Annotated in this window: 12 protein-coding genes; 5 read left to right on the top strand and 7 right to left on the bottom strand. The window is 66.6% G+C overall.

The window, feature by feature from the left end; genetic code table 11:
• Positions 1-183 precede the first annotated feature (183 nt).
• The 4 genes from ACQP0C_RS23395 to ACQP0C_RS23380 all read right to left on the bottom strand — a co-directional run bounded on the left by ACQP0C_RS23395 (position 184) and on the right by ACQP0C_RS23380 (position 3,955).
• Positions 184-738: a dihydrofolate reductase family protein gene (locus ACQP0C_RS23395; protein ID WP_433723087.1), complete on the bottom strand. Its 555-nt coding sequence runs from the start codon at positions 736-738 to the stop codon at positions 184-186.
• Positions 739-851: 113 nt separating this feature from the next.
• Positions 852-2,777 carry a precorrin-3B C(17)-methyltransferase gene (cobJ, locus tag ACQP0C_RS23390; protein WP_433723085.1) on the bottom strand — a complete coding sequence of 642 codons (1,926 nt, stop codon included), beginning with the start codon at positions 2,775-2,777 and terminating at the stop codon, positions 852-854.
• Positions 2,774-3,409 carry a precorrin-8X methylmutase gene (locus tag ACQP0C_RS23385; protein ID WP_433723083.1) on the bottom strand — a complete coding sequence of 212 codons (636 nt, stop codon included), beginning with the start codon at positions 3,407-3,409 and terminating at the stop codon, positions 2,774-2,776. Before ACQP0C_RS23385 ends, cobJ begins: the two co-directional genes overlap by 4 nt.
• A 108-nt stretch (positions 3,410-3,517) precedes the next feature.
• Entirely contained in the window at positions 3,518-3,955 is a 438-nt protein-coding gene (locus ACQP0C_RS23380) for an Lrp/AsnC family transcriptional regulator (RefSeq protein ID WP_420773727.1), read from the bottom strand.
• Between the two features lie 137 nt (positions 3,956-4,092).
• Here ACQP0C_RS23380 and ddaH point away from each other — a divergent pair, with 137 nt between their 5' ends.
• Positions 4,093-4,965 carry a dimethylargininase gene (gene ddaH / locus ACQP0C_RS23375; protein ID WP_433723081.1) on the top strand — a complete coding sequence of 291 codons (873 nt, stop codon included), beginning with the start codon at positions 4,093-4,095 and terminating at the stop codon, positions 4,963-4,965.
• Positions 4,966-5,105: 140 nt separating this feature from the next.
• On the opposite strand, the gene ACQP0C_RS23370 is transcribed toward ddaH, so the two are convergent.
• Both ACQP0C_RS23370 and cobG read right to left on the bottom strand, forming a co-directional pair.
• On the bottom strand, positions 5,106-5,657 hold the full coding sequence (locus ACQP0C_RS23370) for a hypothetical protein (protein WP_433723079.1): 552 nt from the start codon (positions 5,655-5,657) through the stop codon (positions 5,106-5,108).
• 352 nt (positions 5,658-6,009) lie between these two features.
• Positions 6,010-7,281 carry a precorrin-3B synthase gene (cobG, locus tag ACQP0C_RS23365; protein ID WP_433723077.1) on the bottom strand — a complete coding sequence of 424 codons (1,272 nt, stop codon included), beginning with the start codon at positions 7,279-7,281 and terminating at the stop codon, positions 6,010-6,012.
• Between the two features lie 132 nt (positions 7,282-7,413).
• Here cobG and ACQP0C_RS23360 point away from each other — a divergent pair, with 132 nt between their 5' ends.
• The 3 genes from ACQP0C_RS23360 (at position 7,414) to ACQP0C_RS23350 (ending at position 12,470) form a co-directional block, all read left to right on the top strand.
• A complete protein-coding gene (locus ACQP0C_RS23360) occupies positions 7,414-7,854 on the top strand; it encodes a nuclear transport factor 2 family protein (RefSeq protein WP_433723075.1) in 441 nt (146 codons plus the stop codon).
• 219 nt (positions 7,855-8,073) lie between these two features.
• A complete protein-coding gene (gene cobN / locus ACQP0C_RS23355; RefSeq protein ID WP_433723073.1) occupies positions 8,074-11,772 on the top strand; it encodes a cobaltochelatase subunit CobN in 3,699 nt (1,232 codons plus the stop codon).
• 173 nt (positions 11,773-11,945) lie between these two features.
• Positions 11,946-12,470 (top strand): hypothetical protein, encoded by a 525-nt coding sequence (locus ACQP0C_RS23350; RefSeq protein WP_433723071.1) that lies wholly within the window; start codon positions 11,946-11,948, stop codon positions 12,468-12,470.
• 112 nt (positions 12,471-12,582) lie between these two features.
• On the opposite strand, the gene ACQP0C_RS23345 is transcribed toward ACQP0C_RS23350, so the two are convergent.
• Positions 12,583-12,924 (bottom strand): hypothetical protein, encoded by a 342-nt coding sequence (locus ACQP0C_RS23345; protein ID WP_433723069.1) that lies wholly within the window; start codon positions 12,922-12,924, stop codon positions 12,583-12,585.
• Between the two features lie 166 nt (positions 12,925-13,090).
• On the opposite strand from ACQP0C_RS23345, the gene ACQP0C_RS23340 reads away from it, so the two are divergent.
• Entirely contained in the window at positions 13,091-13,936 is an 846-nt protein-coding gene (locus tag ACQP0C_RS23340) for a dienelactone hydrolase family protein (RefSeq protein ID WP_433723067.1), read from the top strand.
• Positions 13,937-13,951 lie beyond the last annotated feature (15 nt).

The raw sequence follows: 13,951 nt of genomic DNA, 5'->3' as shown, positions 1-13,951 counted from the left end.
TCTTGCGCTCGAAGGGTTGGTGCCATCGGGCCGTTCGGCGCGGTTGAGCAGTTCAGCGACGTCGTGGACCAGTAGCGGGTCACGCGGTAGGACGCGGGGAGTCAGCGGTGACAGGATCGCCGCAAACGTGGAAGATGCCGATCAATTCGTCGATCGGCATCTTCGGCAAGTCCGCGAGCGCGATCAGGCGCTCTTCGGCCGGTAGTGCAGTTCGGTGACCCCGCACTCGAATCCGGTGGCGCAGACGAGGTCGAGTTGGGTGGTGCCGCGGAAGACCGGCAGGCCGGCGCCGATCGCGGTCGGGTTGACGAACAGGTGCAGGTCGTCGATCAGGCCCTCGGCGATCAGGTTCGCGACGAGTGTGCCGCCGCCGTAGACGATGATGTCCCCACCCGGCTGCGCCTTGAGCCCCTTGATGGTCTCGGCGAGGTCGCCGCCCGCGACGACGGTGTTCTCCCACGGCGATTCGGTCAGGCTATTGGAGATCACGACCTTGGGTGTGTTGTTCATCTTGTCGATGGCCTCTTGGGGCTCGTGTTCGGGCTTGGACGCCCAGTGCGGGACGAAGCCCTCGGCGAGCTTGCGGCCGAGCACGATGGTGTCGAATTCGGCGGTGATGGCGGTGACTCGGGCGGCGAGGTCATCGGACCACTGGAAGGTCATCCAGTCCATCTCGCCGTTCGGGCCGGACATGTAGCCGTCGATGGTGGTCTGAACCTGGAGCTTGAGCTTGCGCATGGGAGGTACTGCCTTCCGGTTGTCACGGGTCCGTCCGGCCCGCTGTTGTTGTGTGGCTTCAGCTTGGCCGAACCCGTTTTCGGAATGTTTACGGTTTCCCTGCGGGACCGGAATCAGCGCTGATAGCGGCGGGAGGTGTAGACCCGGGTGCCCTGCTCGGACTCGATGACGGCAGTGGTGGACGCCCCGATGATCAACAGGGTGCGCATATCGACCTCGGCCGGATCCAGCTCGGCAAGAGTAAGGACGCGGACGGATTCGGTGGGCCCGCCGACATCGCGGCCGAGCACCACCGGGGTGTCGGGCTTGCGGTGCTCGAGCAGTACGTCACGCATCGCGGCGACCTGCCAGGTGCGCTGGCTGGAGGCCGGATTGTAGATCGCGATCGCCATATCCGCCTCGGCCACCGCCGCAAGCCGTCGCGCGACGACCTCCCACGGCTTGAGCCGATCCGACAGCGAGATCATCGCGTAGTCGTGACCGAGCGGCGCGCCGACTCGGCTGGCGACGGCATTGGCCGCAGTGAGCCCCGGCAGCACCCGCACCGGCACCTCGCGCCACTGCGGATCGGCGGATTCCTCCAGCACCGCCGCCGCCATCGCGAACACCCCGGGATCACCCGAGGACACGACGACCACCTTGGCCCCCTGCTTCGCGAGATCCAATGCCATGGCGGCACGTTCGGATTCCACCCGATTATCACTGGCATGCCTGCGCTGCCCGGGACGCGATGGCACCCGATTGACGTAGGTCGTGTAGCCGACCAGATCGGTCGCCTCGGCAAGTGCGCGTTCGACCTCGGGCGTGGTCCACTCGGGCGAGCCCGGACCGAGCCCGACGACCACGACTTCGCCAGGCTCCGAGCCGCGTTCGGTGGAGATCACCTCGCCCGGCCCCGCGCCGGATCCCGAATCGGTGACATCCTCCCGACTGAAAACGCGTGCAGTCGAATAGACATCCGAGACTCGGGAACGATCGTGCGAGACCGGGCGCGCTGTGTTCGTGACGGCGCCTGTGCCTTCGATCGCCGTCGACGCAGCCGCTGTCGGCATCGCAGGTGTTTCGGCAGCCCGGGACTGGTCGAGCGGGACCGGGCGGGCTGTGTTCGTGGCAGTGCCCGCGCCCGCGAACGGCGTCGATGCATCCGTAGTGGGCGTCTGGGGTGCTTCGGCGCCAAGGTGCTGGTCGGGCATGGCTGCAGGCGCTGCTTCGGTGATGGTCAGTGCGGCCGCGCGGGTTGCGTTCTGCCCGGAGACCTCCGCGGCTTCGGCCGTGTGCCGCTGATCGCGCCCCGAATTCGCAAGGCGCAGTGGGGTTGTCGGCTGAGGGCCGGGGACGAGGGTGATCGAGAAGTACGGCACATCCGCATCATCGACATCGGCGGCGGCGAGCACCCGTTCGCGAGTACTGCTCGCGCGCTCGATGTAGTAGGCCTCGGCGAGGCGACCGGAATCCGAGAGCGCTTGGCGCACAGCGGGGTAGGTGCGGCCCAGCTTCATGATGGCGGCGGCGTCGGTGTCGCGAAGGCGGCGGGTGAGTTCGTCGGTGGGCATGGTGCCCGGCAGGACGGTCAGTACCTGTTCGCCCTCGACCAGCGGTGTGCCGAGAGCGGCCGAGGCCGCGCTCACCGAGGTGATGCCGGGGATGATCTCGGCCTCGAACCGGTCGGCCAAACGGCGGTGCATATGCATATAGGAGCTGTAGAAGAGGGGATCGCCCGCGGCGAGCAGTGCGACCGACCGGCCCGCCGCCAGATGAACGGCGAGGCGTTCGGCGGCTTGTTCATAGAACTCGTCGATGGCCCCCTGATAGCCGCCGGGGTGATCGGTCGTCTCGGTGGTCACCGGGTAGACGAGGTGTTCCTCGAGTTGGTCCGCGCGCATATAGGGCGCGGCGATGGCGCGCGAGATGCTGCGACCGTGGCGGGCGCTGTGGAAGGCAATGACATCAGCCTGCGCGATCACCCGCGCCGCCTTCACCGTCACCAGCTCGGGATCGCCCGGGCCGAGCCCGACGCCCCACAACTTCGCGCTGCTCATTCCTGTTCGCTCGCAATCGCATTCAGTGCCGACGCGGTAATGGCACTGCCACCGCGGCGCCCGCGCACGGTCAGATACTCGACCCCGCCGAATTCGATCAGCGCATCCTTCGATTCGGCGGCCCCGATGAACCCGACCGGAATTCCGAGGATCGCGGCAGGCCGCGGTGCCCCCGCATCGATCATGTCGAGCAGATGGAACAGCGCGGTCGGCGCATTCCCGATCGCGACGACCGCGCCATCGAGACGGTCGCGCCACAGCTCGAGCGCCGCTGCCGAGCGCGTATTTCCCATTGCCGCAGCCAGTTCCGGCACCCGCGGATCGGCCAGTGTGCAGATCACGTCGTTGTCGGCGGGCAGCCGCTTGCGCGTCACGCCCGACGCGACCATCTGCGCGTCACAGAGAATAGGAGCCCCGGCCCGCAGCGCGGCTCGCGCAGCCGCCACCACATCGGTCGAAAACGCCACGTCCGCGGCCAGATCCACCTGTCCGCAACCGTGGATCATCCGCACCACCACCTGTGCCACATCCGGGGGGAACCCGCTCAGGTCCGCCTCCGCTCGGATGGTCGCGAACGAGCGCCGGTAGATCTCGGCACCGTCGGTGAGGTAGCTGGCACGAACGTCGGACATGCCGATCACATTAAGAGGTGTGCACAGGGCCCTGTCGGTGCGGGGCCGCAAGCGCGTGCCGGCGCTGGTCGATGCCGAGTGGCCGACCGGATGCTCGGCGCGGTGAGTTCAGGTTCGGGGGCGCTCGAGAATCCGCGACATGACAATGGAACTGCGCGTTCGGCCCACCCGGGTGTTCTCACGGATCCGCTCGACCGTCGATTCGATTTCGGCCATATCGGTCGCCATGACGTGCACGAGTGCGTCGGCCTCGCCCGCGATGGTCCACACGCCTACTACCTGGGGGATGGGTTCTAGGCTGCGGCGGAGTTCGGCGGGGGTGATGTTGTCGCGGTAGTAGACCTCGACGTAGGCCTCGGTGGTCCAGCCGAGGGCGGCGGGGTTGACGAGTGCGGTGAAGCCGGTGATCTGGCGGCTCGCGACCATCTTGTCGACGCGGCGCTTCACCGCGGGCGCGGAGAGGCCGACCTTCGCGCCGATCTCCTGGAACGAGGCCCGCGCGGACTTGAGCAGATGGGCGAGGATTCGCCGATCGATGTCGTCCACGCCACACTCGCTCTCTCATCACGCAATGATTCGTTGAATTCGCTCGATCATGCGCAATGAATCGTTGTTTCTGACGCAATAGTAGGCGAATTACCTTCGTGGCAGTGGAACGATCCGCGATACCTCCGGGAGACACGTTGACCTCTGTAACCACGCTCCGCATCGAGCCCGCACGGCAGCCGACCCAACGACAGTTCGTGATGTGCCGACCGGATCATTTCGACGTCTTCTACTCGATCAATCCGTGGATGAATCCGCAGGAACCCGTCGATCGCGCACTCGCGCTATCGCAATGGGAGGTGCTGCTTGCCACCTTCGAGCAGTACGGTCACCGCATCGAGGTGGTGCCGGGTGAGCCGGGGCTGCCCGATATGGTCTTCGCCGCGAACAGTGGTCTGATCGTGGGGGATCGGGCGATGTCGGCGCGATTCACCCATCCCGAGCGGGCTGCCGAAGGTCCGGCATATCACCGCTGGTTCGCCCAGCGGGGCCTGACGGAACTGATCGGCGCGCGGGAAATCAATGAGGGTGAGGGCGACTTCCTGCTCGTAGGTGAGCGCATGCTGGCCGCGACCGGATTCCGGAGTTCGATTGCGGCGCACCGCGAGGTCGAGCGCTACTTCGATCTTCCAGTTGTTTCCCTCCAACTCGTCGATCCGCGCTTCTACCACCTCGATACGGCGCTGATGGTGCTCGACGACACCAATGTCGCCTACTTCCCGTCCGCGTTCAGCGCCGAAAGCCAGGCCATCCTCGCTGGTCTGTATCCCGACGCCATCCGCGCGACCGATGCCGACGCGGTGGTCCTGGGCTTGAACGGCGTCTGCGACGGTCTGAACGTATTCATCAGCAGCCGCGCCGACAATCTAGCGTCGGAGTTGCGCGGACAGGGCTACAACCCGGTGGGTGTGGACCTGTCGGAGCTGCTCAAGGCTGGTGGTGGTGTGAAGTGCTGCACCTTGGAGATCCATGATGATCCGCGCCGTGCACCGACCGCGGTCGCATCCTGAAAGTGTTCAGCGCAAAGGGCTTTCGTGCAATTGTGCATGAAAGCTCACAGGTTCGAGGACCCGCGCTCGAGCGCATCGAATGGTGGCGGCTCGGCTGACCGAGCGGTCCGAGGTCCAGCCGCCGATGCCCGGTAGCGGTGTCAGAACGGGAGTTTGGTGCGCCAAGCGCTGACCCCCGGATCGGCCAAGGGGTGGGCCTCGGTGACGAACTTGAACAGGAGAAGCGCGCCGGTGATCTGCAGGATAGCGAGGGGGATTTCGCCGAGGCAGGCGATGGCGATGGCAAACCAGATGTCGCGGGGGTTCGCGGTCGTAATGTCGAACCAGGCATCGACGAGCAGTAGCAGGCCGGTGCCGAATGCGGGCAGTAGCAGCAGTTGCCTGCGCTGCCAGCCGAGGTAGGCGGTCATCGCCATCATGATGACCAGCAGACTGTCGAATCCGACCCAGGTGAGCGGCCAGTTGTGGGCCTGATAGTCGGGCGGCAGCGATACCGCGAGGTACACGATCCACGGGATCAACGCGATCGATCCGCCCACCATCAAGGTCAACCGCACTCCCCGATGGATCCGCACGATCTCCGGCCGCGGCAACACCCGTTCCGGCGGCAATTGCAGCCGCCGGATCAATGCTCGCCGCTCGTCCGCGGACATCGCGTCGATCTCCTCGTCACTGAGCCGCCAAATCGTCATCGGAATACTCCCTCCGTGCGTCAGCCGCTGAGCTCACCGTGCCACGGGCAGAGCTCGAGATCCAGCGCCCCGGGTGACGTCGGTGCTGGACAGGATGGGTGCGGGAAGCGGTGGATACCCGGCATGTCGGGTATGGCGGGTGGTCATGGGCGATGCGATCCCTTCGTCATCGGAGCATGGTGCGGTAGCCGCCGAGTTCGCGAGAGCCACGGGTAGGGCCGCGGGAGTTAGTGATCCGGTGACGCCGGGTGCCGGACCTGATGGCGGTGGGAAACGGTGAACGCTGGCCGGGGGGAGATGCCGCATGCGATGGGCGACGCGGTGCTCCTGGCCCGTCGCTCGGGGGCGGAAGTCAGTCGATGCGGTAGCCGTTTTCGGTGGCCACGATGTCGGTGACCGGTCCGCGGGGGCGGCCGCAACGGCGTTCGCACCCGGACCAGTGCTGCCGGCCCGCCACGATGACATCTTCGGCACTACGGATTTCGATGGTCCGAGCAGGATCCATCGCCGCGCCGGAGTCCGCGAGGTCGATGGTCGTCGAGTCGAGCGGTTGGTCGGGGTCGCCGATCTCGGCATCCCCGGCAGGCGGGTTCGGCGCTGGCGGAGACTGCGCGCGCCCCGATTCGACGGCGGCTGTCGCGTCGGCGCGGACGTCGGTATTGGACTTCGCGCAGCCGGGTCGGCCCGCGCAAGCGCTGACCTGGAGCCACGGCGAGTTGGCGTCGAAGATGAGGCCCATGGGGGCCAGTACGCGGACGACCTGTTCGGCGGGCCATTCATCGAGATCGGTGATCACCAGGCTGCGCCACGGGGTGATGAAGAGGGGATGTTCGATGGCCGCGATGAATTCGGCGGTCCGGGCGGGCAGGGCACCGAGGCGGACGGCGGCGCCGAGGCTGACCAGTCCGTTGTCCTGGTCGAGCCAGCCGATCGGAATATCCTGGGCGGCACCGAATTCCAGGCGGTCGGGGCCGGGGGACAGGCCGAGTAGGTCGATCACTCGCCGCGCACCGTCATCCACCTCCTGCAACCGCCACTGGCCGGAGCCGAGGTCGAGAAAGCCGTGTGCGGCGGCCAGCATCACCTGCACCGCATCGGCCGGGGAGATGCGAATGCCGGTATCCCGACCGGCCAGCACCAGCGCGAATTCGTCTGCGCCAGTGGCGTGTACGCCGATATCTCCACCCAGTCCGCTGATATCGCCGCGGCCGTCGTCGAGGGTGAACAGCACCCGGCCGGGCAGTTCGGCAAGCCGCTCGGCGGCCTGCAAACCCGCGTCGAGCACCGGAACGAGCCCGTGCACATCCGACAGTCCACCGATCCGGCCCGATAGCGGCGAGGCCACGATATTGCGCACCCGCTCATGCGTCCGACTCGGCAACAGCCCGGCACCCGCCAACCGCTCGCTCAGTGCCGCCGCGTCGTGCATCTGCCGCAGCTGCACATTGCCCCGCGAGGTCAGCTCGATATTTCCGTCGCCGAGTTCAGCGGCCGCCTGGGCCAACACCTGCAATTGTCCCGGCTCCAGCCGCCCACCGGGCAGCCGAATCCGAGCCAGCGGCCCATCGGCCGCCTGATGCAGCCGCAGCACGCCGGGGCAGGAATCGGGATTCGAACGCGTCATGACCCATCCAGCCTAAGTGACCAGGCGCGACAGCGAACTCGTCGGGCGGTGGATGCGAAGCGGCGGATGCGCGGGGGACTCGTGTCGATGCGTGCGCTGCGCCGATCTCGGTCGGCGCTCTAGGGTGAGCGCATGAGTGAAATCTCCACTGTTGCCGACCGACTCGCGATTATCGACGTTGTCACCAGGATGTTCGTCTATACCGACCAGAAGCGGTGGGATGACCTGCTGTCGGAGGTGTTCACCGGCAAGGTCGATTTCGATGGCGGCTTCGGTGGCCCGGTGGCGGTGCGTCCCGCGGCCGATATCGTCGGCGATTGGCGCACGGGTCTCAACGACCTCGACGGTGTCCATCACCAAGCGGGCAATTATCTGGTCGATCTCCAGGACGACCACGCCGAAATCCACGCCGACGCCATCGCCGTCCACGTGAACAACGATGCGGCCAATGGTAAAACCCGCACGTTTGTCGGCAGCTACACCATCGGCGCGGCGCGCACCGACGCGGGCTGGCGCGTCGACAAATTCCATTACCACCTGAAGGTCATCGACGGAAACGCTGATCTGACCTGAGCGTGACCGGCCGGACCGTCATCGGTCCGTAGGCGCGGTGCGGGCATCGTCAGGGTGCGTCGCCCGCACCGCGATTCGGCACCAGATAGCATCTGGGTGCTCGGCGGGCGATGAGGAAACCGGTGGAACTCCGGTGCGGTCGCGCCACTGTCAACAGCCAGACCCTCTCCGGCGAGCACCGTACCCGATGGGCGCGTCACCCGAGGAAGGCTGCCACCTGTGATTTTGCTGCTGTCGACGTCCGACACCGACCTGTTGAGCGCACGTGCGAGCGGTGCGCGGTATCGGTGGGGGAATCCGGCCCGGCTGCTGGTCGAGGACCTGCCCGCGCTACTCGACGGCGCCGATCTGGTGATCGTGCGCATCCTCGGCGGCAAGCGGGCCTGGGAGGACGGACTCGAAGCGGTGCGCGCCAGCGGGGTGCCCATGGTGGCGCTCGGTGGTGAGATCGCCCCCGATGCCGAGTTGATGGAATGTTCGACGGTGCCCGGCGGGGTGGCCGCGGACGCGCACAACTACCTCGCCGCCGGCGGCGCGGAAAACCTGCGGCAACTGCACAACTTCCTCTCGGATACGGTGCTGCTGACCGGCCACGGCTTCGAGCCGCCGGTGCAGCTGCCGAGCTGGGGCGAGTTGCAGCGCACTGCGCGCATCCCCGCGGCAATTTCCCGGCCGTCCGGTCACCCTGGCGCGCACCGCGATCCGAGCGCGACAGCAGATGCATCGCGGACCGGCTCGGTCGCCGAGCAACCGTCGACGGTGGCCGTGATCTATTACCGCGCCCAGCATCTCGCGGGAAACACCGCCTATATCGACGCGCTGTGCACCGCGATCGAGGACGCGGGGGCGAAGGCGCTGCCGCTGTACTGCGCGTCCCTGCGCACGGCCGAGCCGGAGCTGCTCGAAACCCTGCGCACGGCAGACGCTCTGGTCGTGACGGTGCTCGCCGCAGGTGGGACCAAGCCCGCGAGCGCGTCGGCCGGTGGGGATGACGAAGCCTGGGATGTCGCGGCCCTGGCCGAACTGGATGTGCCGATCCTGCAGGGCCTGTGCCTCACCAGCGGCCGCGCCCAATGGGAGGCCAATGACGACGGCCTTTCGCCCTTGGATGTCGCGACCCAGGTGGCCGTCCCGGAATTCGACGGTCGCATCATTACGGTTCCGTTCTCCTTCAAGGAATTCGACGCCGACGGCCTGTCCACCTATGTGCCCGATCCCGAGCGCGCGGCGCGGGTCGCCGGTATCGCGGTCCGGCATGCGCGACTGCGCCACATTCCGGCCGGACAGCGCCGCATCGCCATCATGATGTCGGCCTACCCGACCAAACATGCCCGCATCGGCAACGCGGTCGGCCTGGACACCCCCGCGAGCGCGATCCGACTGCTCACCGAGATGCGTTCGGCCGGTTACGATCTCGGTGCCGACGGTGAGGTGCCCGGGCTAGTGGAGCGTGACGGCGACGCGCTGATCCACGCGCTGATCGCCGCGGGCGGTCAGGATCCCGACTGGCTCACCGCCGAACAGCTCGAGGGCAATCCGATCCGCATCGGCGCCGACCGGTACAGCCGCTGGTTCGACACCCTGCCCGAGGATCTGCGCACCGCCGTCGTCGAGGCGTGGGGTCCGCCGCCCGGCGAACTCTATGTCGATCGCTCCGCCGATCCCGAGGGTGAAATCGTCATCGCCGCACTGCGTTTCGGCAATATCGTGCTGATGGTGCAGCCACCGCGCGGTTTCGGCGAGAACCCGGTCGCCATCTATCACGACCCGGATCTGCCACCGAGCCACCACTATCTCGCCGCCTACCGGTGGATCGCGGCGCCGGACGGTTTCGCCGCCGACGCGATGGTGCATCTGGGCAAGCACGGCAACTTGGAGTGGCTGCCCGGCAAAACGCTCGGCATGTCCGCCGCCTGCGGCACTGATGCCGCCCTCGGTGACCTGCCGCTCATCTACCCGTTCCTGGTCAACGATCCGGGTGAGGGCACCCAGGCCAAGCGTCGCGCCCACGCCACTCTCGTCGATCACCTCATCCCGCCCATGGCGCGCGCCGAAAGCTATGGCGATATCTCGCGTTTGGAGCAGCTGCTCGACGAACACGCCAATATCTCCACCCTCGACCCGGCCAAGCTGCCCGCCATCCGTCAGCAGATCTGGACCCTCATGCGCGCGGCGAAAATGGACCATGACCTCGGCCTGGATGAACGCCCCGACGAGGACGTCTTCGATGACATGCTGCTGCATGTCGACGGCTGGCTCTGCGAGATCAAGGATGTGCAGATCCGCGACGGGCTGCATGTGCTCGGGCAGGCACCGGCGGGGGAGACCGAACTCGATCTGGTACTCGCCATGCTGCGCGCCCGCCAGCTGTGGGGCGGTGAACGGAATGTGCCGGGTTTGCGCGAAGCTCTCGGGCTGAACGAATCCGGTGCCGAGGCGCGCGAACGGGTCGACGCGGTGGAGCACCAGGCGCGTGAGCTGCTCGCCGGACTGCAGGCTGCCGACTGGTCCGCGGACGCGGTCGACGGCCTGGTCGACGCATTCGCCGACGCGCTGAGCCCGGCCGATACCAGGCCTTCCGCAATTCGAACCGTCCTGCGATTCGCGGCTACCGAGGTAGTGCCGCGCCTGCGACAGACTGGTGTGGAGATCGATCGAATCCTGCACGCGCTCAATGGCGGATTCATTCCGGCGGGCCCGAGTGGTTCCCCGCTGCGCGGTCTGATCAATGTGCTGCCGACCGGTCGGAACTTCTACTCGGTGGATCCCAAGGCGGTTCCGTCGCGGCTGGCCTGGGAGACCGGACAGGCGATGGCGGATTCGCTGCTCGATCGGTATCGGGCCGATCATGGCGAGTACCCGCGCTCGGTCGGGTTGTCGGTGTGGGGCACCTCCGCCATGCGCACCTCCGGCGATGATATTGCGGAAGTGCTTGCGCTGCTGGGCGTCCGCCCGGTCTGGGACGAGGCCAGCCGCCGCGTCACCACACTCGAGGTGGTTTCGCTCGAGGAACTGGGCCGCCCGCGCATCGACGTCACCGTGCGCATCAGCGGCTTCTTCCGTGACGCCTTCCCACACGTCCTCGCACTGCTCGACGACGCGGTCCGGCTGGTCGCCGAACTCGACGAGCCCGCGGAGTCGAATTACGTTCGCGCCCACGCTCAGAACGACCTCGCCGAACACGGCGATAAGCGCCGCGCCACCACCCGCATCTTCGGTTCCAAGCCCGGCACCTACGGCGCTGGCCTACTGCAATTGATCGACTCGAAGAGTTGGCGCACCGACGACGACCTCGCACAGGTCTACACCGCGTGGGGCGGCTACGCCTACGGTCGCGACCTCGACGGCGCTCCGGCCGCCGACGATATGCGCACCGCCTACCGCCGGATCACGGTGGCCGCCAAGAACACCGATACCCGCGAACACGATATCGCCGACTCCGACGACTATTTCCAGTACCACGGCGGCATGGTCGCCACCGTCCGCGCGCTGACCGGCAAGAATCCGGAGGCCTACATCGGCGACAGCACCCGTCCGGACGCCGTGCGCACCCGCACGCTCTCGGAGGAGACCTCGCGTGTCTTCCGCGCCCGGGTGGTGAACCCGCGCTGGCTCGAGGCGATGCGCAGGCACGGCTATAAGGGCGCCTTCGAAATGGCGGCCACCGTCGACTACCTGTTCGGCTACGACGCCACCACCAATGTCGTGGCCGACTGGATGTACGAAAAGCTGGCCGAGAGTTACGTTTTCGATGACGTGAACCGCAAGTTCATGGAGCAGTCCAACCCGTGGGCGCTGCACGGCATTGCCGAGCGTCTGCTGGAGGCGGCGCAACGGGAGTTGTGGGAGCGTCCGGAGCCGGCGACGCTGGACCGATTGCGCCAGATCTACCTGGAGACCGAGGGTGAACTGGAATAGCGGAAAAAGCAATCCCCCAGTTCCTCTGTGTTTTCGAATCATTTGATCTTGCAACGTTATTCGATTTCCTGAATCCGGCGACGCCGAGCGCTTCGGAAGCGCATCATGATTGATGTCCCATGTCCGTTTCTCGGGGAACATCAATCGAATCGGCTGGATGATTGGAAATGCTGATGAAGATCAAAAAATTGGTGACGACAACGGTTTTGACCGTAGCCGCGACGGGCATCACCGCGGCCACCGCCTACGGCTCGCCCGAAGTGCCATCCGAAACCGTGCTCAACGGGGTGGATCACGGCATCGAATACACGGCGGCGGTGGCGACGGATCGCTCCGATGCCACCATCACGCTGGCCTCCGGCAGGTTCGTGCTGACGCCGGATGCGGGCATTGCCGTCCTGGCGCCCGATGGTTCGGTGGTCGCCACCGTACCGACCACGCTCCAGACGGCGGCGGGCCAGCAGGTGCAGGTCACGCCCGAAGTCGATGCCGCGGCAACGACATTGACGCTGACGCCGGTCAACGCACCGGCATCGGCCCCGCTGCAGTTCATCGGTGACGCGGGCACCACGGTCGCGGGTGTGCTGATCGGCTGCGCGGTCGGCGCGCTGATCGGGATCCTGTTCTTCTTCGTCGGATTCGTTCCCGGTTGCATCATCGGGGGAATCATCGGCGGTATCGCCGGCGCCAACCAATGACAGGGAAATCGAACTGATCGGATAACTCTCGAAACAGGTACCCCCGGCCGGGCTTTCGATGAAATAGCCCGACCGGGGATGCCGCTTACCGAAATTCAGGACATATCGCACTTCAATTCTCGCCCGCCGCTTTCCGGAAGCGTTCGGCAGTTGCCAGCAGATGTGCGGCGAGTTCTGGCGCGTCCAGCACTTCGAAATCGACATCGAGCAGACCGAGATACAGCGTCAACATATGCGGTGTGTCCGAACCGACCTGGAGCACACAGTGATTCGGTCCGTCGGGTTCGACGGTGACCGCGGCGGGCAGCCGCGAACGCACATCGGTTGCCGGGGCCGCGACGCGCACCCTGGCCCGATAGCGCCACGTCGCCGCACCGACGTCGCGCGCACCCGTTCGGCCACTTCGGTTTCCAGAACGATGCGCGGAGTGAATCGCGCGTGGTTGGGCGTCCACGGTGTCATGCGGTCGACCTGGAAGGTGCGCCGTCGTGGTTGGCTGTGGGGTCGGCGCTGTGGTCGGCTTTGGTTTCGACGACGGGGAGTCATCTGATCGCGAGCATCCGATCATGCCAACGAGCACCGATTCACCCGGCTTGACAATTGCCCGCGCCGGATGGTGAATGGCAGTGCGCCGGTTCGAGGAAGGGTCCATTGTGCAGCCTGGGGATGACAGTGTGTTGGATGGCTTTGCCCGGCGGGCGGTTTCGCTGGAGGGTGCGGAGAAGACCGTCTACGTGGCCGGGTCCGGTCCGGCGGTGATCCTGATGCCGGAGATGCCCGGCATCAGCCCCGACGTGGTGCGGCTCGCCCGGTGGGTGCGCGATGCCGGATTCACGGTGTACATGCCGTCGCTGTTCGGGGTCGACGGCGCATACCCCACCGTCGAACTCGGGGACCGGATCGTGAAACGGGCGTGCATCAGCAAGGAGTTCCGCGCCTTCGGCGGCGGGGAGACCAGCCCGATCGCGGTGTGGCTGCGAGCATTGGCGCGGGTCGCGCACGAAGAGTGCGGCGGTCCGGGTGTCGGCGCGATCGGTATGTGTTTCACGGGCAATTTCGCACTCACGATGACCCTCGAGCCCTCCGTGATCGCCCCGGTCGTCAACCACCCCTCTCTACCCCTGGACAACCCGGCCGCCCTGGAGTTGTCCCCGGACGACGCCTCCGCACTCGAGCAACGCTTCGAACGCGACGACCTCGAAGTCCTCGCCTACCGCTTCGAGGGCGACAAGTGGTGCACGGCCCAACGTTTCGCCGCCTACCGCCAACTCCTCGGCGACCGCTTCGACGGCCGCGTAATCCCGGGCGAGTACGCCAACCCGGAACCGCCCCCGTTCTTCCGCGACACGGTCGAGACCCCGCACAGTGTGGTGACCGCCCACTTCGTGGACGAGGAAGGGCACCCGACGGTGCGGGCTCGGGACGAGATCCTGGCGTACCTGCGCAGGAGGCTGCTCACCTCCTGACTCGGCTGTGCACGC

Source organism: Nocardia sp. CA-129566 (assembly GCF_050956075.1).
GTDB lineage: Bacteria > Actinomycetota > Actinomycetes > Mycobacteriales > Mycobacteriaceae > Nocardia.
Note: the sequence above shows the minus strand (reverse complement) of the source record. Positions and strands in the feature narration are given on the sequence as shown.

Excerpts from the sequence above, each read along its gene's own strand:
- ACQP0C_RS23385 (WP_433723083.1), bottom strand. The coding sequence starts at position 3,409 with ATGTCCGACGTTCGTGCCAGCTACCTCACCGACGGTGCCGAGATCTAC.
- ACQP0C_RS23340 (WP_433723067.1), top strand. The coding sequence starts at position 13,091 with ATGGCAGTGCGCCGGTTCGAGGAAGGGTCCATTGTGCAGCCTGGGGAT.
- ACQP0C_RS23370 (WP_433723079.1), bottom strand. The coding sequence starts at position 5,657 with ATGACGATTTGGCGGCTCAGTGACGAGGAGATCGACGCGATGTCCGCG.
- ACQP0C_RS23350 (WP_433723071.1), top strand. The coding sequence starts at position 11,946 with ATGAAGATCAAAAAATTGGTGACGACAACGGTTTTGACCGTAGCCGCG.
- ACQP0C_RS23360 (WP_433723075.1), top strand. The coding sequence starts at position 7,414 with ATGAGTGAAATCTCCACTGTTGCCGACCGACTCGCGATTATCGACGTT.
- cobJ (WP_433723085.1), bottom strand. The coding sequence starts at position 2,777 with ATGAGCAGCGCGAAGTTGTGGGGCGTCGGGCTCGGCCCGGGCGATCCC.
- ACQP0C_RS23395 (WP_433723087.1), bottom strand. The coding sequence starts at position 738 with ATGCGCAAGCTCAAGCTCCAGGTTCAGACCACCATCGACGGCTACATG.
- cobG (WP_433723077.1), bottom strand. The coding sequence starts at position 7,281 with ATGACGCGTTCGAATCCCGATTCCTGCCCCGGCGTGCTGCGGCTGCAT.